We start from the raw sequence: 21047 nt of genomic DNA on the forward strand, positions 1-21047 counted from the left end.
TGTTTCCTTGTGTTCTCGCGGGCGATCAGCTGACTTTGCGACGACCGTGCTTTGCCGCCACCACGGCGGGCTTCCATGCGCGCAGGTCATCCAGCGTGAAGCCGAGCTCGCGCGCTTCCTGACTGACGAAGCCCCGGTAATAGTCGCCCATGCGCTCGCCGAACATCGGGTCCAGTTCGTTGTGCCACTGCTCCAGCCAGGGCACCAGTTCCAGCAGGCTGGCCAGCAAGGGCTGCAGGCGCGCCGGTTCCCAGCCTTCGCTGTCCTTCATGTCCATGTAGTAGCCGGCCAGTGCCGTCGCCTGCTGCAAGTGGTTCCAGCCCGCCCAAGCGATAACCAGGCTGCCGTCTGAGCCACGTTCGCAGCCGGGATAGCTGATCCAGCGCTCCTTGGGAACGTCCAGCGCGCCGCGCAGGCGCCAGAAGTCGGACTTCAGGAAGTCCTTGCTCTGGTACTTGGGTGGCACGGGGATGGGTCCCACCTCGATGACTTTGCGCTCGTCCTGGTGACGCTTGATCTCCTCGGCCAGCTTCTTCTCGATCCAGGCACGCGCGTCTTCGGAGGTGTCAGTTCCGAAGGAGGTTCGGGCGAGGTCGGCCAACTCGGCGCGCCAGCTGTCACCGTTGTTGGCCACTACCTGAGCGTCGATGGCGTCTTCACGGCGCTGCAGGGCCCAGGTGTCTTGCCACTGAGCACGCTTGCGCAGGCCGGTCTCGGTGTAACGCTGCACCGGCAGGGCCGGTACGGCTTCCCCGGTCACCAATTCAGCCACCAACTGAGGCAGGTCGAAGTCGGCGTGGCCGGCGTACAGTGCGGCGATTTGCAAGAAGTCTTCGTCACGGGACACCGCGTCGGCCAGGCGGCTGGTGCTGCTGAGTTCGGGCGGTTGATCGGCACTGGCAGGCCACAGCGCGGGTGCTTCCAGCCGAGCCAACAACCAGTCGCGCAGAGCGGTTTGTTCCAGGTCTTCCCAACGCGGGGAGTTCCAGCGTCGCTTGAACTCCGGGCGCTCGATCAGGCAGATGGATTTGTCGCTTTCGATCAACTCGATGCGGCGTGCCACTACGCGGCGATAGCCCTCGGGCCAATGCTCTGGAATATCGCTGGTGGGCGTTGAACCGTGGCGCTCGAACCACGTGGTCTGCTCCCGACCGGCGGCCACGCGACGGGCCAGCACGATCTCGAATGCACGCTCGCCCAGCGCCACTTCCACCGGGGCGTGAAACTCCACCTCGTCCGCAGTCACGCTGGCGGGCAACAGGCCATAGAGCCGGTAGCAGCGCCAATCCAGCTCTTCCTGGCCGGCGATCATCTGGCGGCGCAGCTGGGCAGCCTGGTCGCGGCCGGTATCCAGGCTGGCGCGGGTGGGTAGCGCGCTGTGCGCCAGCAGTGCGTCGGGTTGAACGGCGGTGAGTTGGTGGGATTGGGTGTCAACGCGAGCGGCGATGTCGAGTGGGCGGGAATCAACCAACGGGAACTCGGCAACCTGCGATGCGTTGTGCGCGTATCGAAGCTCCCACTTCTCGTCGGAGATGCCTCCGCCGATGCCACCGTTGCCCTTGTTGAAGCATACTTGCTTCAACCAAAAACACGCCACCGACGAATTCAGCAGCCCGAGCAGTCCCAAGTGCTCGTCTTCGCTACGGCCAACGGGCAACTTGATGACCGGCGCGGTCTGCTTGAAGAGCTTACCGCCGCGGTCGAGGACGAAGTGGTTGTGGGTGGCGACTTCAGCGAAGGTAATCGTTAGCGGACGGTCGAGCCGAGTTCCATAGACCTCGCGCAAATCCCACCAGCGTAAGCCTTTTTGCTCGACGGGAACGCCGAAGGCTTTGCGGTCCTTGAGCGATGTTCGATACGACCACAAGCCACGGACATGAGCCTCGGCCTGTTCTGGCGGAAGGTCACCACCGACTGGCAGGTAAGGCCACAGCACACTGAGGTCTGTGTCGGCGCGCCAGTCGCGGACCGAGTCGCCTTCCGCAATCGGTTTACTGCAAGAAAAACCGAGCCGCGAAACCGCGCTGTTCGGCAACATTAGGCAGTTGTCTTCGCCAGTGATTACGAGATAGCCCAGATCAGCGCCCGATGACTTCAGCGTCGCACGGCGCTCTTCCAATGCTTCTCGCATTTCAGACGCCCCACCGCCCCCAATGCTCCAAGGGTGCTTGCCAAACGTGGGCCTTAACGTGTCAGCGACACTGACGAAATTGCTCTCGCTACCAACTTGGTCAATCTGCCCAAGAATCGCGCTCCACACCAGTCCTTGCGACGGATCGGCCGGGGCGCTCGGTTCACCTTTGATGCCCATTACTGTGCGCACGCTCTCATCCACCGGTGCTCGATGGCGACCGAACAGGATAACGGTGGGCGTGCCATGGCCGGGGATGTAGGCGCCGGAGGTATCCACCACGTGCGTCAGGTCCAACCGGGGCAACACCTGCTCGATCAGCTTGCTGCCGAACTCGCGCTTCATAAATGAGTTGGCCGTGATCAGGCCCACATAGCCGGCGCTGCGCCCATCTGCCCCCGTCACCGCCAGCTCGAAGAAGCGCTCGGTAAACGGCGCGCCCAACGAGTATTGGCGATGACAGCTGGCGTACTGGCGCCGGTAGGCCGCATTGAGCGCCGCATCCTTGACGACGATGTAAGGCGGGTTGCCTACCACCGCGTGGTATTGGCGGCTCAGGATGCGCTGTACTTCGCTCAGGTCCTCACTTGCGTAGGCATGGGCCAAGCCGGTGTCGGCATGGCTCTCGCCAGCGTCAAACAACTCTTGGCTGTACGTCAGGCCGAAACGGGTGCCGTGCAACAGGCTGTCGCCGATGGCGACTGAAACTTTGAAGTCGTGCGCATTGGCCAGACGCTGCACACCTGATGCCTGCAAAGCAGCCACAAACAGGCGAAAGCGGGAAATAGCGACCGCAAAGGGGTTGAGGTCCACACCCGCCACGGCATCCAGTGCCTTCTGCGCCAAATCCACCGGGTTGCGGCCGGGCTCGTTCCGCTGCCACTCGGCCAGCAGCCGGTAGAAGCCACCCAACAAGAAGTGGCCCGATCCGCAGGTGGGATCGATCATACGTACCTCGCGGAACCCGAACTCGCGGATGGCCGGCGTCAGGGTGCGGTCGAGGATAAACTCCTCGACGAACTCCGGTGTCTGCAGCAGCGCGTAGCGTTTGCGGGTGGCCTCGGACAGGTCCTGATACAGATCACCTAGGAAGCGGGTGTTCCAAGCCGGGTCGGTGAAGTCGTGCAGCAACGTGCCGGTGTTCGGGTCCACCTGCTGCCAGAACTGGCGCAGCGCCATGGCTGCGTCGCCGCTGATGCCCAGCCGGAAGGCCGGGTTGTGGACCTCGTCAAAGAAGGTGTGCAGGCCGGGTAGCGTGCCCGCCTCGCGGAAGGCGGACAACAGGTGGTCACGATCGTTTTCCAGCGGGTGGGCCCGGAAGTAGGCCTCGTGCCGGTCGCGCACCAGTGCCAGGCGGCCTGATTCCGGCGTGCCGCCCAGCCAGGGGCGATCGACCAGTTGGTTGTCCTCGATGAAGCGCAAGAATACACAGCTCAACAACCAATGCACGCCGGCCTGGGTGATAACCTGGTCAGCCCAAGTCTCGAAGGTCTCGGCCGAGCGGTCTGCATCGCGGGCAGCCTGCCATTCGGCTTGCAGGCTGATCTTGAGCTCGGCGATCTCTTCGATGCGTTGCCGCAGATCGCCTTCCAGGCGTTTGAGCAGCTTGGTCAGGTCAGACAGTAGTTGGGGGGCGTTGATCACTGTGGAAGCTTTCCGGCTACGGACGGACTGGCATGGCTGCCCGTCTTGGCCCGGTGTCTATTTTCGACCCAAGCCTGCGGCAATGCCAGGGCGCGGGTATTGTTGATGTTGTTGACAAGGGGCACGGCCACGCCGTCGATGACAGGTAGCCCCTGGTGGCTGGAGGGCAGCAGCACCCATGCGCTGGGCGTGTGACCTGGCCGGCCGGCGTACTGTTCGAGTTCGGTGACGAGGCTCATCAACTCATAGCGGGCCAGGAGCCCGACGCACACCAGCAGGATGGGCGATGGGCTGTTCAGCAAGGCGGCTCGCACCGCCGGCAATGCGCGCTGCACCAGGCGTTGAAGGTTGATCCAGTGCCGGCTGCTGCGGTCAGCGGCATCGGCTTCAAGAACGACGCTCCAGTCCACTCGTGCGGCCTGGGCCTGTTCACGCAGGGACACGAGCAGCAGCGCGTCGAAGTTGACGCGCTTCACGGCCACGGCAGATGTGGCGGGGTTGCCGAAGCGGTGCAGCAGCTCGGCCTCCGCGTGGCGCGCGAGGCGAGGATGCACCGTCAGCGCTAGCATGCCGCCTTGGTCCAGTGAACGCACGAGGCGCTCCTCAACGGCGGCGGCCTGGGCCACATCGCCATCTCCCATTACATGGTTGGTCAGTGAGGTGGCGTGGCGAGAAAACTGGGTAGTGGTGCCTGCCGTCTGCCCGCGCCCCAAGGTGGCCAGCCTGTATGCGCCACGACCATCGGCCGCAGTGACATCCCAGGCCAAGGGCGCGCCGGCCTCTTCCAGCAGGCGATCCAGACCGGGGCGATGAGGCAGTGCCGATGCCTCGGGGTATCGGCCACGGACGCGATCCTGGATGTCCTTTACGCGAAGCTCGGGGGCCCCCACCAAGGCACCCAAAGACTGGCGCAGTGCCTGGATAGGCGCCATGCCCCGAGCGTACATTTCTTGCCGGCTGGAGACAGCGGCCTTGCGGGATGCCGAGGCGGCCAGTCGCAGCAGGCGGGTGGGTGTCAGCGGCGTGGGCACGGTGCCGCCGGGCTGTTCGGCCGCTGGTAGGGCCACGCCTTCCAGCATCTCAAGCACACGTGCAGGCGGCAACAACGGGTCAGCCAATGCGCAGGCATCTGCCGCGCTGCCCAGCTGGCGCGCGTAGTCGGCCCAGGCTGCGGCGCTGGCGATCAGCATGGACGGTTGATGGTCGAATGCCTCGAAGCGTGGACGATCGAGGTGAGCCTCGGCCTCCGCCGCGCCACGCAGGACGGCGGTGGCCTGCCGCAGCCGTTCAGTGTCATCCTGTGAAGCGCAGCCACGCAGGGCCAGCAGAGCAAGCGCTCCTTCCTGCGCACTTATCACACTGCCCTGGCCGCGGACGAGCGAATCAATTTGATGACGGAGCTCCGTGAAGGCCGGGTTCTTGAGCCACCGTTCACGGGCCTTGATCAGGGTCGCCGTCAGCGTACCCCGATCCACTTCGCCGGCCTGCGCGGCATCACCAAGGCTGGGCCAGGTACCGGCTCTCACCGCGTCGTCCAGACCCAGGTAGTGCGCCAGGGCCGCTTCTTCCGGCCGGTCGTCGCCTGCCGGGCGACGAGGCAGCAGTTGAGCGGCCAGCTCGTTGATGCTGACTGCACCTTCAACCTGTTCGTCAGCGTCGTGCGCGACGGTTCTGCCCTGAGTGAGGTCTGGCCGCAGGCGCGCCAGTTCTTTGGCCGTCAGCCGGATTTCCTTGCGGATTTTGTCCCCAACGCCCCTAAGTAATCGAAAGCGGATGCGGTCCACCGCCAACAGCTCGCGGGCGTTGTGCACGCCCATACGCTCAAGCACGTCCTGGGCTTCCAGGCTGTAGCCCAACTCTGCCATCGTGGTCTGCGGGGTGGCTGTCAGGGCAATGGCGGCCAGGCCGCTGGCGGGCGCTGCTTCGATAGGGTGGACCGTCTGCCGCGCCGCGAAGATGGCGCGCCATGCGCGGAGCACGTCCTCGGCGTTGTCGAAACGCTCGCGGAAGTCGCGCCTGAGCGCCTTCTCGAAAAAGCTGGCGAAGCCTTCGCGCGTGACAGGGTCGAAGACGTCTCTTTCGATCGTGGCTTCAACATCAAGCATGGCCGGAGACGTTTGGCCATCGCCCCACACCGGCGGCTGACCCACGGCCATCTCGTAAAGCGTGACGGCAAGGGCGAAGCGCTCGGCGTAGAGGTCCCAACGCGGCGGCCGGCGCAGCGAAAGGAAGGGGTCGAGGTAAGGGTGGGTCCCGGCCGTGATGTTGTCGGCCGGCGTGCGGCACAGCGAGAAGTCGAACAGGACCAATTGCAACTTTCCGCTGCGGTTCTCAGAGATGCCGATATTCTCGGGCTTGATGTCGCGATGCGCCACGCCTTCGGATTCAAGATGGCTGACGGCCTCGATCAGCTCTTCGCCGAAGCGTTGCAGCATGTCGAGCGACAGGCGCCCCTCGTCCTTGAGCTTCTCCGCCAACGTCTTGGCGCCAGCGCTCTTGAGGAGCAGCGCGGTTCGCCCGGCGACCGTAAGCGTCTCACGGTGGGCCACGATATTCTGGTGGTGCAGGCGGGCAAGCACCTCGCCCTCTGCAACCAGTCGATCGTTGTGGGCGACATCGCAGGCCACCTTGAGGATGGCCTCGTCATCGCTGCCATCGCGGCGTACCAGCAAGGCATCACTGGACGAGCCACGCCCCATGCGTTTGACAACAGTGAAACCGCCGTCAAGCCGGTCGCCCGCGCTGGCGATGCTGGGGTCGACGGTGACTTCGGGATCCGGTGTGGTCAGCTCGTCTTCGACGAGGTCGAGGTCGTCGAGGAAGCCCTGGATTGTGTCATAACGCGTCAGCAGATCAGGCGAGGTGGCGAACTGGATCAGGTCTTGCTGGCGCGCGCCGCAGCCGTCCATCGTGTCGGAGAGCCTCAAGCCCTGACCAATACGAAGCTTCTCGGACAGATCCAGCGTTGACTCCGCCGGAGGTTGTCCGGTGAAGATGTAGAAGGCAATGCAGCCGAGCGAGAACACGTCGAGGCTGGCGCCTTGTGCAGGGTCGGCCCGCGTGGTTTCGGGCGCAAGGTAAATGAGCCCGGGGTCTTCGACATAGTCCTCAACGTGGCGTGTCCCAGTCGTGCGGTGAATTGTGTCGGGCGCAGCCGAACCCCCGACGTTGCGCGACGCGGTCTGCCAATTCATGAGGCGCAGGTGCATGGCACCGCTGTCCGCACCGTGAACGAGAATGCTTTGCGGACCCAAAGCACGGTGGTAGAGGCGGTTGGCGTGGGCATACTTCAGCGTCTCGGCTACGTCACGAACCAACTGCAGCCGCTGTGTCACAGTGAGCGTTTTGCCTTTTTCTCGAAGCAGGTGGTCTAACCGGACTGCCTTGGGATCGTGGTCGAAAATCAACGCCGGGCCAAGTTCAGTTTCCTTGTAGTCTTTGACGCGCAGGATGCCTGGGTGATCGATGCCCTCGAGGACCTCAAACTCACGGCGTGCCTGACGGAGTCGGGCCGCACGAATTTCCGGGCTGGAAGCCGTGGCCACGGTGTAGATGCGCACACGCCTGTGCACCGTGTCGATGCTTACGTGGCTGGCCTCCCAGTCTTGGAAGCCTTCGCCCTCGGCGATGAGTTTGATCAGCCTGTAGTCACCGACCTGGCGATGCTTGTTGGACGTGCGAATGCCCGCCTCAGCCAGGCCTCTGGCAATGGCGCGGGCCTGCGTGGTGTCGACGGGCGTGGTCGCCCTCGTGGTGATGCCATTGCTCAGCGCCCCGACGATGCCGGGATCGTCCATGGCTCCCGGCCGGCCGTGCTGGAACGTGGCGCTCTTGGCCAAGCCCTCAAGCTGACATGCCAAGCTGCTGGACGACAAGAAGATGGCCGGCTCTACAAAAGGCAACCGGATCTTGGCCTTGATGATGGCCGGCTGGCGGCGCAGCAAGCTGGCCAAGCGCTTCGCCTTGCGATTGGCCAGGATCAGCGGGTTGTCGTAAGTGGACGACCGGCCGTCGGTGGTCCACGTCCAGCTATGGGTGTCACCACGGAGCACCCCCGGCCGGCTTTTGACCTCGACCAGGAAGAGTCCGGCGGGCGACAGCACCAGTGCATCGACTTCGCTTACCTTGCCCTCTTCGTCGATGAACTCGAAGTTGGTCCACACGTGCCACGAATCGCGGTCGGGCAGGTTGGCCCGCAGCCATTCAAGGGCTTCGCGCTCCCAAGAGAAGCTGGATTCAGCAATGACGTGCCATCGGGATGCACTAAGCGTCACGCAGAACTCCTTTCGGAGTCAGGCACGTACTCAAACAGCTCCCCGATCTGACATTGAAATAGTCGGCACAAGGCATCGATGGCGGCCAAGTCCAGCCGCGTCGCAGTCTCCTTGTACAAGAAACTGACGGTGCTCCGATTCAACCCTGTGAGTCGCGAAACGTCAGAGATGCGAAGCTTGTCGCGGCCCATAAGGGTCGATAGATGACAGCGGACCATAATTCGCCTGCTTTTCCGGGGGTGATGCGCAGAATAGCAAAATGTTCATCTGCGCACAACCCGCGTGAAATGCGGGTGGGCCCCCACTTGCGTGCACGGCGGCTCGCGCAGCTTCCGTCTGGCGCTTCTACGAAGAGGTTTTCGAAGCGGGCGGGGTTTATCTGGCGTTATGCAGCGCCAGCGTGGAACTACACACACGAAAACAGGGAGGCGCCGATGTGGTGATGCGCCTGCCATTCGGGACTGCTAGGCAGCTTGGGTTGCACATCAATGTCTCGCCCGAGCGCTTGGAGTCGGCGCGCGACAAAGATTAGACAGGGTAACTTCAACGGCTGAGTGGCACTTTCAGCGCTAGAACGACGCAATCGATTCTGTCTGGCCGCTCAGTGACTAATCCTGACGGGACGACTCGCGATGGATCACATCTAGTTTTCAGGTTGGTCGGGCTGCAGATCCCTCCGCCGTCTTGGTGAAGTGAGCAGATACCCTTAACTTTCAAGAATTCCGAACAGCTAACCATGCACTGCGACGTGCCGCGCTGACAGCGCCGGTTTTGCAGGTTGGTAATCTCAACGTTGGGCAAGCCCGCAGGGCGCGTCAGGCCGCAGGCAAAGGTCCGCGGGGAGAGTGTGGGCAACTGCGATACCGCGAAGCGGCTGTCCACGCCATCGGCGGGGTGGGCAGCGCTGTTGTCCATGCTCGGGCGCGGGAACGATCGCAACCCTGTCACACCCTACCGCCGTGGATTTATGGACAAACCCGCTACGCGGGTTTCCGTCCTGAGCGCTGCGCGCTCCCCTGTTGACAAGACGGGACAACCCTTCTGGCTGCCCCACCTTGCCAACAGGTCGGCCGTTGCCCACAAGCTCCACCGCGCGCCACCACGAATGAGATAGGAAGGCACGGACCAAACACCGGCCCCCGATTCATCAACCGCGTGGCCGAGCCCCTCCCCCACTCGTTTGCTGCGGTTGTTCCTGAGGTTCAGGAGCCTGGTCTGCATCACGCTCCGTGCGCGCACCTAGCAAAGGCGCGGCCCTGTCCCCCAAGCTTTTATAGCGTCGTATGCTCGCCTGCGCTATCTGTTGCCTTCGCTCGGCCACGATGGCATTCATCGCAGGATCAGCAAACGTGATGTTCATGTGCTTTTCCGCTGCCAGCTCGGCGACCCTGCGTTTCAGCTCGTCAGTCCCGGCCATGTCGAGCCGGTTACCCCATCTCGCAATCGCAAATCGCAACGCGGTTTCGATCGTTTTGTCGTCTTGCCTGAGGAGGGCAACTTCATGCCTGCGGTCCACAATGATCTTGTCGGCTCCGCGCGAGTACGAGACGTCACCATTCACGTGAACCACGTGGGACAGCGCAATGTCCTCGTGGAACGGATCGCGCACAGCGGCCGACATGTATTCGGCCGATTGCACGGCGACGCTGCCTTCGATCGGACGTGGTTTGTCGTGTTGCATCCTGCGCAACTCGGCAAGCGCCAACTCGTCGCCGGTCTGCGCCCGTTCCGCAAGGAAATCCAGATACCGCTCTGCATACGGTCGATTTCTCGCGGCCTTAAGTTCGGCGCGCTCGCGGTCGATCTGCTCACGCAACGCAACCTCACTTGTTGCGCGCTCCATGCGTGCGATCGATAGCTGCGCGCGGATCTGCGCGGCGTTGCCGGCGCTGCGCTCCGCGTTAAGCTGCGTGCGCCTTGCCTCGAAACTACTTTTGACGGCCGTCCTACGGACCTTTTCGCTCTCTCGTTGCACGGTGCGGCGCTCATCAAGCTGTTGCGATCGCTGCTGGTTCCATGCCTGGTATGCCCTCCATAGGTCGGGCCTCGGGGCTTGCACGAAGACTGGCCGATCGTCACCGCCGTGTACTTTCCGCACCGCTGCAGCCGCCCGGAAACGTTCCAGACCGGCGCTATCCCGCTCTTTCTCATAGGTAACGCCTCGCTTTTGCAACCCATTCCATTTGTAGACTTCTCCTAAATCCTGCCCCTTAAAATGGATGCCCCCGATCTCGAAGCTGAAACCATTCAGGCGACCAGTGCTTGCGAGATTAACTCGCGCATTAACCCCAACGGCTTCAAGCCGCTGTGCAAACTCTAGTGCACTCGGCTCTCCTTTCACTGCGCCATCAATCAACCGCTGCAAACGCTCGCGCGGCGGTTCCTGCCTCGTTCGCGTCGCCAATTTCGTTTCATTTCGGCTTGATTTCTTCCGCTCTGCCCGAGCATCTCCGAGTCCCGGAGTTACGATTAATCCATGTTTCTTTTCAAGCTCCTGTGTTGCCTCGATCGCGTGGCGGGCTTCCCACCGACCTAGCCAGACACTCCCATCCAATGCTATTCGTGACGCGATAATATGAATATGGTCATGGTTCGTATCGTTGTGCCTGACCACTACATAGGGTCTTTTATCAATTTCGAAACCCATACGCCCCATAAAATCCCGTGCTACCTCGTTCCACTTCTCAGTAGACAGTCTCTCATCCTTCGACAAAGCGAGCGAACAATGCCACACCGGCTTTTTTATATCCGGTCTCAATATCCGCACTACTGCAAACTCACGTGCAAGAGCCATCGGATTATCCCCGATCACATTACCGCCGACGAGCTCTGCTTTTTTCGTGTGGGTGGCCTTTGGACCTGCGTCAAAAACGTAGTTTAGCGCTCCACGAAAACCACCCCCGCGAGTAATGTTGGCTTTCATAGTTATTCTTCTTCGCCGCCGTCACTAGCTGGCCGCACGCCAATTAAATCGCGGCGCAAATCATTCACCAAGTTGCGCAATTTTCTCAGAAAATCCAGCGGATATTCGTGCGCCCACCCTTCGTTGATCGCAGTTTGATATTGATTCAGGTTACCGGCAACGCGCGCCATTGCCGCCCACGCCTCGCGGTTGATCGCCGGAATGGTCGGCGGCAACTGGTGAAGCGCAGCAGCACGTAGGTACTCTCCGCGCTGCATGGACACTCTCGCACGCAACGAATCCAGTCGGTCTATCTCCCCGGCATTCAGGCGGACTGACACCGTGTGATCGCGCTTGTCGTCGGAGTCTAGGGGCACCGGTCCACGGCGACGCCTCTTGCTAACGTCAATGGTCATGCATCCTCTTCTGCAAAGTTGAGCGAAGCGAAACGCGCAGCGCCGAGCGAAGCGCGGCGCGAAGGCAACCCCAGAGCAAAGCGATCGGGGGCGAGGGCTTCGCCCGAGGGTAACAACTCAAGCGAAGCGCGAGTTACACCTTGCTACCTCTCCGACTAGCGAACCACGTCTGCGGCCTCCTAATTAGGACAACATACATACGCCACGTAGCTTCGGCAACATCCAAATAAGACGCCGCCCAAGAAGGCACCCAAAAAGGCCGATTTTTGCCTGTATTGCGGCCGAGGATCGGCCGCATACTGGCCGCAATGGATATACGGAGAGAAACGCGGATGACGCGAGAGAGGCTCACAGTCGCGCTGCGCGCCTTGGCGAATGATGACAAGGCTCGATCGGAGACCGCAAGACTCCGAGACGTTTTCGATGAAGTGGAAACCGTACTGCGATCGGGGGTTCGTCGTAAAGCAGTGGTGACAGCACTTCAGGAACAGGGTTTCAAAATGACGCTGGCCAGCTTCAAATCGGCCTTGGAACGGATCAGGGAAGAGCGAGCTGAGGCTGGCATACCTTCGCCCACGAGAATGATCAAAACGTCCTGTCAGCGAGCCACGACCACTCCGGCCGTACATCAAATCACCCCACTGACGCAGAGCAACCTTCACATGGGACCGGAGGCCGTTTCACTGGAGAGAACACACGGCTCGCCCAGCCATAAACCAGTAGTTGAACGGCCGAAAACATTCACGCGCACCAAGAAAGAACTTAACCTGGACGAATAAGAGAAAAATTTATGCAAAACACCAATCACCTATTTTTGCAGTCGAAAGGCGGCATCGGGAAAACCGTCACCTGTAGCTATCACGCAAACTGGGTGATGTCCCGCCACCCAGGAACTCTCGTGGCTTATGACATGGATCAGGAAAACCAAACCTTCGCGGCCTACACAGCTTTTGATGCGAAACATTTCAACGTCATGCGTGAAGGATCTCGCACTTTCGACCCGAAGAAATTTGACCCATGGGCGATCGATCTTATGTCACATAACGGCAATGCTGTCATTGATACTGGGTCGAACAGCTTCTCTCCCGTCCTTGCCTACATCATCGAAAATGATATTTTCGAATTATGGAAAGAACAGGGGAAAAAAACGTATATCCACATCATCATCGGTGGCGGAGACACGTATAAGGAGACCGCCGACGGTTTTAATGATATTGCCGAGGTGGCAAAGTCCGCGAATATTCCCATTATCGTCTGGGAGAACGAGCATAACGGCGCACTGGCAACTGAAGCCGGAAAGCATTTTTCCGAAACCAGTCTGTACAAAGGCTATGAGAAGAATATCGCCGGCCGAGTAGTGCTGTTTAAATATAACCCAGAGACAAATGGCGTTGCGTGGACACGCATGAATGCAGCCCGCCTGACGATTGACGAAGTTATGCAGAACGCAAAGTACGATTTCTTCGACAAGCGCCGTCTTAATCGAATGTTCGATGACGTTTTCAAGCAGCTCGACGCGGTTGGCTGGTAACTATGGACTTGCAAGCACTTCGGGCGCTCATCCTAGAAAAACGGGATATGAAAATCTCCGAGGATGATCCGCTCTTTCTAGTTCTGTTGATCATCGAGGTAGTCCTGGCCGACGCTTTACAGAAACAGACCGCAGCGCTAGATCCGATCCTCGAGCAGATAAAGAAACAACGTGAAGAGCTTATTTCGTCGGGCGAAGAGGCAATGACAATGATCGAGGGCTGCGCACAGCGAGAAGTCGCCTCTCTGATGCAAAGCATGCGGGACGCCGCGTTCAAGGCCCTCGAAAACGCCAGCACCATAGCTGACGATCGATATGGCGATCTGATCCGTAGCCTCGATGATGCTGTGAGCAAGGCGGAGACTCAGGTTGGCGAGCTTGTAACCAAGCTACACGAGGCCGTCAAAAAGGCGGATGGCCGGGACCGTCGGCTGCGAGTCCTCACTGAACACGACATCCAGTGGTTGAGTCTGCGACCTGCTATTGCGTCGAGAGGCTCCGGCAGCAGGTCATGGGCTCAGGCGTTCTGGAACCGAGTTCGACGGATTCTCAAATAAGGGGAATAAGCCAAGTGACCGTCCCAATGTTACACAGTCGCATGTTTTTCTCTGTCAATCAAACAACGTTTTGACTAGCAGTCAAATTACATGCTGGTAATAAAAAATAGTTGATGAAAATTGCGCTATAGCGCAAACACACAACCGAAGGGGATTGCATCGACGGCGTTAGTGGTGACAATTGATATTGCTAAATTATTTCTATTTAGTTGTACATAATGTATGTGTGGCGGCGTATCAGGTGGCTGGCACCGCCCAATACGCCTAACCCTGCCAAACCTGACTGGAGGTTCGCCATGGCTGATCCAATTTTACAAGCATCCCACCCCCTCGCGGCACTGCCGCTCGATTCCGATCTCGCGTTGATATTTGAAATGGAAGATCCATTCCTGATGAAACCCGAACGCATCCAAGTACTCATTCAGGCGACTGAACCGGGCGAGCTTCGTGGCTTCCTGTTTGGCCTTCTGGACCAGCGACTCGCATCCATTTATTCGGGCGGTCGCTAACAAGCATTGTTTTTTGCGATGTATCGCTTTTTACGACGTATCGCCTTTTGCGACGTTTTCAAAAAACTATTTTTCTCGGGGCTTCTTCATGAAGAACAATAAATGTCTTCCGTTGGCTGTGATCGCTGCTCTCGTTCTTTCCGCGTGTGGTGGTGGCGGCAGTGACGGCGGCAGTAGCGCTCCTGCCGTACCCCAAACTCCGCAGGACCCGACGCCGCTGACAACATCGGCTCCGACGTCGACCTATGCGGCTTCCAGCATGCAATTCGCCGCATTCAACCAGTTGAATGCGTACCGTCTTGCGATGGGTGTCGGTGCGCTGACGCAAGACCCGATCCTGGACACGTCAGCCCAGGCACACGCGACCTATCTGAACGCGAATTTCATCAACAGCAAACTCACCGCGTTGTCGCATGATGAATTGTCGAGCTTCGCTAACTACTACGCCGACACCCCTCTCGATCGGGCACGTAAGGCTGGCGCACCGGCTACCGAATGGATCGGCGAGACTGTGGGCGATTCGATGCTGGCAAGCGATGCAGCCGCCGGCAAGGACTGCGTAAACCAACTTTACAATACGGTGTATCACCTCGCCGGGATCACCGATCCTCAGCAAACGGTCGGCATCGGATACATGCCGGTTTCCGGTCAACTCGGCTTCGCGGTCTGCAACTTCGACTTCGGATCGACAACCGGCGTCTACGGCACGCCGCAGGCGAATGCTATTCCCGGATACGGTAGCCAGCAGATGGCGACCACAGCAGTAGCGCATGTGCCACTGGCAAACGAAACGGGTGTCGCGCTCACGATGGTCACGGAGACGCCCAACCCGGCCCCGAGTATCACGACGGCTTCGAACGGCAGTAGCGTTCCAGGGCTGATTCTGATTCCTGCAGCGGCGCAAGCCGGGTCGATTGCGAGTGCAACCGTCGATTCCAACAAGCTGCTCGGCGCGGGCGTTACCGCCTTCGTGCCGTCGCAGGCCCTTGCTGCGAACACCGTCTATACGGCGAGCTTCACGGGTGCTCGTGATGGCGCACCAATCAATCTCGCGTGGTCTTTCACGACTGGCAACTGATAGGGGAGAGCCAAATGAAACTCGCATCCTATTGGTTCAAGGTGGCACTCGTAGCCGTGCTACTGCTCACAGGCCGTGCCGCATTCGCTCAGCCGCCGGTAGGGTGCGGGGATGGCAATCAAGATGCGCAATGTCTGACCCCGACCTATCAAGCCCCGCAAATACAGCCGGCCTGTTCGACCGCCGCCGGCTGGACCACGGCTGCCGCCGCTCAATGGATCGGTTCGCGCTGGACGTCGCCAACGTGTAACTACCAGGCTGAGCCGGTCTGCCCTCCGGGCGACACAACCGTGTCTCCGGCGGTATGGACCGGTTCCACATGGACCGCGCCGAGCTGCGCGGCACCGCCGCCGATTCCGCCGTCTACCCCTGATCCGATGACTTCGTGTCAAACGAGCGTCCCGAGCGGCTTTTCCCTCGCGGGTTTTATGAATGCCAACGGTCACGACCCCAGCTTTCCTGGCGATGCCGTGCTGGAATGGAACGGTTCCGGCCCTGTGTACGAGACTGAATGCCATGGCGGCCAGAACTTGTACTTTCTGATGTGCTCGGTGTCTCCCGGCGGGAATGTGGATCGCTGGACTCAGACGCAAGTTGTCTTTGACGGTAACTGCGGACACTAAACCAGTAGCCTTGGTCATTAATAAAGGAGTTCTTGATGCAAAAGATCGCCATTTATATCGAGTCCTTGCGTCGAATGACGCGTCGCCAGCGTCCCAACCCGGAATTGGCCCAAGGCGTGAAGGACCTCTGCTTTCTCACACCGATTGTTGCTGTCTTCATGGTGTACGCGCTATATCACCATGACAACATCTACTGGCTTTACTGGCTCGGTGCCGTACTTACCACGAGCGTTGTGCTTTGGGGCTGGACTCACGTGGTCCGCGAGATCATCAAAGAATTGAACGCGATCGCAAACCTCATTGGAGATCGGAAGTGAGCGCACAAAAACAACAACGCCCAGCTCTGAAACTGGTGAAGACAATCGGCCTCAACATGATCCCCGGTTACCCGATTGTGAAGGCGCTAGGGAGTGCCCGCGCAACGATCATGACCGGCGCGCATGCGATCGGCGAGTTAAAGGAACAGGTAGAAGGGCAGACAAAGACGCGACGCGTGCGCACATGGAATCAGGCGTTGGCCGCACGACCGGCTGACGCGCTCCCGCTGGCAAAGATCGCCAGCGACTGCCTTACCCGCAAGAGGGTCGCGCTCGCGTTTGTATATGTGTGCTTGTCGTACGCGTTCGGCGGCATCCTCGGTGGCGATATTCTCGGCGTCTATGGCGGCATCGTCGGTAGCACGATGCCAGCGCTATTCGTGCTCCGTGACGAACACCGGCTTTGGCAGATGGAGGTTGGCCCGACGCGTCCCGATGAACCACTGGGTAGCGTGAGCGAATTCCTTCGCACGCGTGGCGTCCTGCTGCGCCTGCTCAATCCGTATCCTTTCCGGTAAGCGCGATGAACACACTCACAAAACGCACCGGCTCACTGTTTGCCCTCTTTTGGCTGGCCGCGACGTCGCCGGCAGTCATGGCGCAGCAAACCGAGTCCATCGGCCAGATTACGAGCGCGGCCAACAACGGCACTGACAAGTCGATGTCGGTGCTGCAAATGGTTTTTGGATCGATCGTCACGAACCCGCTTTCGGGCGGCGGCTCTGGCGGTATGCTCGCTCACTTGTTCCTCGTGATGAACGGCTGCATTCTCGGGGTAGGGGCGATTTGGGCGCTCTATCACTTCGTCTCGGCTCTGATCGCGACCGGCGCTGAGGGCGAGTTTCTCGGCCAGAAGAAGTCATCGCCTTGGTATGTGGCTCGCATGGGCGGCGGATTCAGCATGCTGGTGCCAGTGTTCGGGGGGTACTCGGGCGCACAGGCAATCATGCTTTGGGCCGCGATGCTCGGCGTGGGCATTGCAAACCTGAGTCTGGACGCGGCGACCAGCGTGCTGGCGAGCGGTGGCTCGATGCTCAGTTCTCCCGTCGCGCCACAGGTAACGACGCTCTCCAAAGCGCTCTACGAAGCGAACCTGTGTGCGCAGGCCGCAAATCAGGCGCTGTCTAACCTGCCCGACGATACGGACGTGTCGGCCGACGCGAGCGAAAAGTTTAGTGCGAAGACCGCGACAGGCAAGATCGTTCTGATGAACCAGAACGGGTTGTCGTGCGGCGGCGCACAGATCGACGCAGCATCTTCAGCAGCTGCAGCCACTCCGCCAGATGACGCATCGGCCACAGGCCTTGCCGCATACGCGCCGGATACCGCCAGCATTTCGTCATCGTTGCAATCAGCCCAGCAAAGCGCGCTCACTGCCATGCAGGCCACGCTTTCGAGCGCCGCGGCAGATTACATCAAGGCGGTGAACAGCGGCAAACGGCCTGAGGATCCGCAGCAAACGATCAACAACGCCGCGCAGGCCTACCAGCAGTCAATCCAGGCCGCGATAAGCGCTGCCGGCGACTCGATCAGCAACGTAGGCACCACGGTTCAATCGAACCTCACTCGCGACGGCTGGATCATGCTGGGTGGGTGGTATCAATCGTTCGCCATGGCAAACTCGCAGCTCACCACCATGGCGAAGTCGAGTGCGACAGGCGTGCCGCCGACCAGTCTGGATAGCTTGCCTTATCCGGCTATCTACAACACTGTGCTGGCGGTATACCACCAGCAGATCCAGCAGGACGCGTCGACCTCTACCGCGAACTCCTCACCCTCGTCCTCCAGTGAATCACCGCCAGCAGCGACCAACCTGTTCACGGGAACCACCGACCCGCAGGGCATCTTTACGAGCCTGTTTCCCGGCCAGGCCCTCGTGAACAAGGTGATTTCTCTGACGTCCAGCGCGGGACCATCGGGTTCGAACGGCGGAACGGGCATCAACCCGCTGATCGGCATGAAGAACCTCGGAGACACCATCCTCGATTCAGGCTGGACGCTACTCGCGGGATATGCCGCTGCCAAAGGTTTCGAAGAGGCGACCGGATCGACGTTAGGAAAGGTTGTTTCAACGGCGCTAAACCTTGGAACCGGCGGTGTGTCAGGCGCAGTAATGGGTGCCATCAAAGGTGTTCTGGATGCGCTCGGACCGTTGTTTTTGATGCTGGCCATCGCGTTGTTTTTCTTCGGCGTGATGCTCTCGGTCTACCTTCCCATGCTGCCGTTCATCACCTGGTTCGGCGGAATTACCAGCTGGTTTGTGATTGTGTGTGAAGGCGTCGTTGCATCGCCGCTGTGGGCCTTTGCGCACCTGGACGGCGATGGAGAAGGGCTGGGGCAGCGCACCACACACGGCTATATTTTCCTGCTCAACCTGATGCTCCGGCCGGTCGCCATGGTCGTCGGATTTATCCTCGCAAGCATGGGTATCGTTGCACTGGGCACACTGCTCAACACGATGTTCGTCGTCGCCATGCAAAATGCGCAGTTCGGTTCTGTGACGGGGATCGTTAGCATCTTGGCTTTTATCGTCCTGTACGTGGGTATGTGCCAGACGCTTTGTAGTAGCCTCTTCAGCATGATCCACGTGATCCCGGATCAGATGTTTTCGTGGATCGGCGGCCAGATTGCCGGTCGCGTCGGATCAGACATGCACGACAAGAGCCATGGTGTCCTTGGCGGGGCAGTCGGACACGGCAGAAATGCTGCAGCTCCATTGGGACGTCCTGGTCCGAGAAGCCCGACCTCGGCACCCGCTAATGCGACCATATCCCCACCACCACTGGATGATTGAAAGTGGGTTGATTTTGTTTTGTGTGCGACTACAATAAATACATGAGCCGTCCGCGCAAATTTCCTGAAGGAACGACCGCAAGCGATCGAGTCGCGGCAAGCACCGCCGCACTCGTTGCGGCGGGGGGTGCCCGAAAGACTTTTCGCCTATCGCCGGAAGCTCACGCTGCGCTTCAAAAATTGATGCGGGAGAGTGACGCGTCAGTCACTGAAACGGCGCTCATCGAGCGCCTTTTATTGAAGGCTGCCCGGTTAAAGAAATAGGAGCTGTCATGCCCGATATGTCTGGATACGCGTTTGCTGTTGCCGAAGATAACCGCCGTGTAGCCGATCGCAACGCGGCCGTCGCCGACGCTAATGCGCGAATGGCACAGGAGTGGATGGCCTACGCGGAGAAGCTCAAGGCAAAGCTCGCGGCAATTGAGGCACAGCTCAAAGTAATCGAGCAGGAACGCGACGATTACGCCGCCTTGGCGGCCCGACTCGCCAGAACAGTTCGCAGCACGAAACCCACGCTCTGATCCTTGGATGGACTATGCACATTGAACTCTACGGCAGCGGCAGCCAACAACTCATGAAATTACCGCAGCAACAGTGGTACGGAGAAAGCTCCGCTGTGTCTCAGACAGCCTTGTTTGCAGGTAACGACATGCATGCGCAAGCCGAGCGTGTGGGTAAATTTGCACTGCTCTACTTGGGCTACAAGACGGGAGGCTTTGCCACCATTGAGGCGGCGAAGGCGGCGGCACCTGAGTTTGCGAAGCGCGTTTTTTGCCCAGATGTCCGACGCGATCAGCATGTAGGAACTGCGGAGTGTTCGACGCGCTCTCGCATAGGCTGCGGCCAGCCGCAATTGGATGGCATCGATTACGCCGGCAGCGAATGCTTAATCCGCTGCCGCTTAGTCGCGCAATATTAGCGTGTTCCTGATTGCCTCGATGCGCTGTGCAAACAGCGCATCGGAAATGACCTTTCTATCGCGAAAAACATCGTCACACGTCGCCGCCTCGGCGTCGACCATCAGCAGGCCGATCTCGACCAGAGTCCGGCTTTGCTTCACGCTCTCCAGCATTGCGGCGATGGCTTCCTGGAAAGCGCCCTCTGCAGGCATGGCGGTTTTCGCCAGCAGCAGCGCACGAGCAACCGTCCGCACGGCTTCGCTCACGCGCTGCGTGTCGCCTTCCTGCTTCCCAAGCTCGACCACCTGACGGCGCAACGCGGCGTGCTCTGAACCGCGCAGCAACTCCTCGATGACTTCCTGCGCCTGCTCTCCCTGCATAGTGATGCCGATGGGTCCGCGCTCGATCCAGGCTGGTGCGATGCCTTTCGCCTGCAACCCGCGGCAGGCCTGCACAACGGCGGCATTAGCGCGCCGCAGGAATTCTGGGCTCGTCATAAATCGGCCTAACTTGTCGGCTGGCATGTGCGGTCGTTCCGTGCTTGTTGATCTGTGAAAGCCAGCATACGCGGACACCCCCGGTTACGCCATGGCGTTTTGATCGATCGTGCGGGACCGCCACCAATTCACCCCCAAAATCATCTACAGGGCGGCCGAAAATCGCAGCCTCTCAGCGGCGCTGACGTTCCCGTTGTGCGCAGAACCCCTCACACAAACTGCGCCAAGCCAGCCACCAGCCTAATTCCGAGCCATAAAACCCGATTCACCCCTGTCCTTGCAAGCTGCTTTTAAAAACGCTGGATGACCGGATGCGTTTGCGCGCTCACGCGCAATGGCGGTGGACGACCGCGGCTTTTCTTTGCGGGTGTTGTGTGAGCTTAGAGCGGCTTTCGGTTCGATACCTTCGCGCACCACCCGGCGCACAGCGTGCACCGTCCAGGATCGGGATAGTGGGTCTGAAGGGGTTGCGTAGGGGTTGGGGGTTTCGCGGCCACAGCGCGCACTTGTCTCCCTCACCGGGGTGGATGTAAGGCTGACCAGCGGTCAACTTCGACCGATACCCGACAACAAACGAAGCGATTGCCGATATCTTGTCCACAGGTCAGGGACCGGTTAAAAAGCGGTTAAAGAATGGTTAGTAAACGGTTAGAAAAATAAATTTCGGCCGTAACCCCCTTACCGGCAAGGCTCTCGGACAATGTCAGGTCGGCCTACAGTTAGGGAGGCGGCCGGCCTAAAGTTATGTATCCGTCGACCTAAAGTTAGGAGATGGTCGGTCTAAAGTTAGTATAGGCCGGCCTAAAGTTAGGCGTAGGTCGGCCTAGAGTTATGCGCCGCTACCGCCTAAAAATCGATCAATTTTCCTGTCAGGCA

At 59.9% G+C, this 21047-nt stretch carries 15 protein-coding genes; 9 read left to right on the forward strand and 6 right to left on the reverse strand.

Annotated elements, in window-relative coordinates; genetic code table 11:
• Positions 1–25: 25 nt before the first annotated feature.
• The 5 genes from pglX to P3T16_RS13105 all read right to left on the reverse strand — a co-directional run bounded on the left by pglX (position 26) and on the right by P3T16_RS13105 (position 11367).
• Positions 26–3775, reverse strand: coding sequence for a BREX-2 system adenine-specific DNA-methyltransferase PglX (pglX, locus tag P3T16_RS13085; RefSeq protein WP_429342619.1), 3750 nt, complete (start codon positions 3773–3775; stop codon positions 26–28).
• Positions 3772–8049 (reverse strand): BREX system serine/threonine kinase PglW, encoded by a 4278-nt coding sequence (gene pglW / locus P3T16_RS13090; protein WP_429342620.1) that lies wholly within the window; start codon positions 8047–8049, stop codon positions 3772–3774. The genes pglX and pglW overlap by 4 nt, the downstream gene beginning before the upstream one ends.
• A complete protein-coding gene (locus tag P3T16_RS13095) occupies positions 8046–8267 on the reverse strand; it encodes a helix-turn-helix domain-containing protein (RefSeq protein ID WP_429342621.1) in 222 nt (73 codons plus the stop codon). Before P3T16_RS13095 ends, pglW begins: the two co-directional genes overlap by 4 nt.
• 929 nt (positions 8268–9196) lie before the next feature.
• Positions 9197–10972: a relaxase/mobilization nuclease domain-containing protein gene (locus P3T16_RS13100; protein ID WP_429342622.1), complete on the reverse strand. Its 1776-nt coding sequence runs from the start codon at positions 10970–10972 to the stop codon at positions 9197–9199.
• A 2-nt stretch (positions 10973–10974) separates the two neighbouring features.
• A complete protein-coding gene (locus P3T16_RS13105) occupies positions 10975–11367 on the reverse strand; it encodes a plasmid mobilization protein (RefSeq protein WP_429342623.1) in 393 nt (130 codons plus the stop codon).
• 790 nt (positions 11368–12157) lie between these two features.
• Between P3T16_RS13105 and P3T16_RS13110 the strand changes: the two genes are divergently transcribed.
• From P3T16_RS13110 to P3T16_RS13150, 9 genes are all read left to right on the forward strand, one after another.
• The gene (locus P3T16_RS13110) at positions 12158–12898 is read left to right on the forward strand and encodes a hypothetical protein (RefSeq protein ID WP_429342624.1); all 741 of its coding nucleotides are present in this window, start codon (positions 12158–12160) and stop codon (positions 12896–12898) included.
• Positions 12899–12945: 47 nt separating this feature from the next.
• Positions 12946–13455, forward strand: coding sequence for a hypothetical protein (locus P3T16_RS13115; RefSeq protein WP_429342625.1), 510 nt, complete (start codon positions 12946–12948; stop codon positions 13453–13455).
• 296 nt (positions 13456–13751) lie between these two features.
• Positions 13752–13964, forward strand: coding sequence for a hypothetical protein (locus tag P3T16_RS13120; protein ID WP_429342626.1), 213 nt, complete (start codon positions 13752–13754; stop codon positions 13962–13964).
• The gene (locus P3T16_RS13125) at positions 13915–15042 is read left to right on the forward strand and encodes a CAP domain-containing protein (protein ID WP_429342627.1); all 1128 of its coding nucleotides are present in this window, start codon (positions 13915–13917) and stop codon (positions 15040–15042) included. Before P3T16_RS13120 ends, P3T16_RS13125 begins: the two co-directional genes overlap by 50 nt.
• 658 nt (positions 15043–15700) lie before the next feature.
• The gene (locus tag P3T16_RS13130; RefSeq protein WP_429342628.1) at positions 15701–15982 is read left to right on the forward strand and encodes a hypothetical protein; all 282 of its coding nucleotides are present in this window, start codon (positions 15701–15703) and stop codon (positions 15980–15982) included.
• Positions 15979–16500: a hypothetical protein gene (locus tag P3T16_RS13135; RefSeq protein ID WP_429342629.1), complete on the forward strand. Its 522-nt coding sequence runs from the start codon at positions 15979–15981 to the stop codon at positions 16498–16500. Before P3T16_RS13130 ends, P3T16_RS13135 begins: the two co-directional genes overlap by 4 nt.
• A 5-nt stretch (positions 16501–16505) precedes the next feature.
• Positions 16506–18776, forward strand: coding sequence for a DotA/TraY family protein (locus tag P3T16_RS13140; RefSeq protein WP_429342630.1), 2271 nt, complete (start codon positions 16506–16508; stop codon positions 18774–18776).
• A 271-nt stretch (positions 18777–19047) separates the two neighbouring features.
• Complete coding sequence (locus P3T16_RS13145; RefSeq protein ID WP_429342631.1) at positions 19048–19296, forward strand: hypothetical protein; 249 nt, start codon at positions 19048–19050, stop codon at positions 19294–19296.
• A 14-nt stretch (positions 19297–19310) separates the two neighbouring features.
• Positions 19311–19694: a hypothetical protein gene (locus P3T16_RS13150; RefSeq protein ID WP_429342632.1), complete on the forward strand. Its 384-nt coding sequence runs from the start codon at positions 19311–19313 to the stop codon at positions 19692–19694.
• Here P3T16_RS13150 and P3T16_RS13155 read toward each other — a convergent pair.
• Positions 19677–20198, reverse strand: coding sequence for a hypothetical protein (locus P3T16_RS13155; RefSeq protein WP_429342633.1), 522 nt, complete (start codon positions 20196–20198; stop codon positions 19677–19679). The two genes, P3T16_RS13150 and P3T16_RS13155, sit on opposite strands and share 18 nt — an antisense overlap.
• Positions 20199–21047: the final 849 nt, after the last annotated feature.

It is taken from the genome of Paraburkholderia sp. GAS42, assembly GCF_050436565.1.
Taxonomy (GTDB): Bacteria; Pseudomonadota; Gammaproteobacteria; order Burkholderiales; family Burkholderiaceae; genus Paraburkholderia.

What these genes read in the sequence shown, in the direction of transcription:
- P3T16_RS13115 (WP_429342625.1), top strand. Translation starts at nt 12,946, where the DNA reads ATGAAAATCTCCGAGGATGATCCGCTCTTTCTAGTTCTGTTGATCATC.
- P3T16_RS13140 (WP_429342630.1), top strand. Translation starts at nt 16,506, where the DNA reads ATGAACACACTCACAAAACGCACCGGCTCACTGTTTGCCCTCTTTTGG.
- P3T16_RS13095 (WP_429342621.1), bottom strand. Translation starts at nt 8,267, where the DNA reads ATGGTCCGCTGTCATCTATCGACCCTTATGGGCCGCGACAAGCTTCGC.
- P3T16_RS13120 (WP_429342626.1), top strand. Translation starts at nt 13,752, where the DNA reads ATGGCTGATCCAATTTTACAAGCATCCCACCCCCTCGCGGCACTGCCG.
- P3T16_RS13155 (WP_429342633.1), bottom strand. Translation starts at nt 20,198, where the DNA reads ATGCCAGCCGACAAGTTAGGCCGATTTATGACGAGCCCAGAATTCCTG.
- P3T16_RS13105 (WP_429342623.1), bottom strand. Translation starts at nt 11,367, where the DNA reads ATGACCATTGACGTTAGCAAGAGGCGTCGCCGTGGACCGGTGCCCCTA.
- P3T16_RS13100 (WP_429342622.1), bottom strand. Translation starts at nt 10,972, where the DNA reads ATGAAAGCCAACATTACTCGCGGGGGTGGTTTTCGTGGAGCGCTAAAC.
- P3T16_RS13130 (WP_429342628.1), top strand. Translation starts at nt 15,701, where the DNA reads ATGCAAAAGATCGCCATTTATATCGAGTCCTTGCGTCGAATGACGCGT.
- P3T16_RS13150 (WP_429342632.1), top strand. Translation starts at nt 19,311, where the DNA reads ATGCACATTGAACTCTACGGCAGCGGCAGCCAACAACTCATGAAATTA.
- P3T16_RS13110 (WP_429342624.1), top strand. Translation starts at nt 12,158, where the DNA reads ATGCAAAACACCAATCACCTATTTTTGCAGTCGAAAGGCGGCATCGGG.
- P3T16_RS13145 (WP_429342631.1), top strand. Translation starts at nt 19,048, where the DNA reads ATGCCCGATATGTCTGGATACGCGTTTGCTGTTGCCGAAGATAACCGC.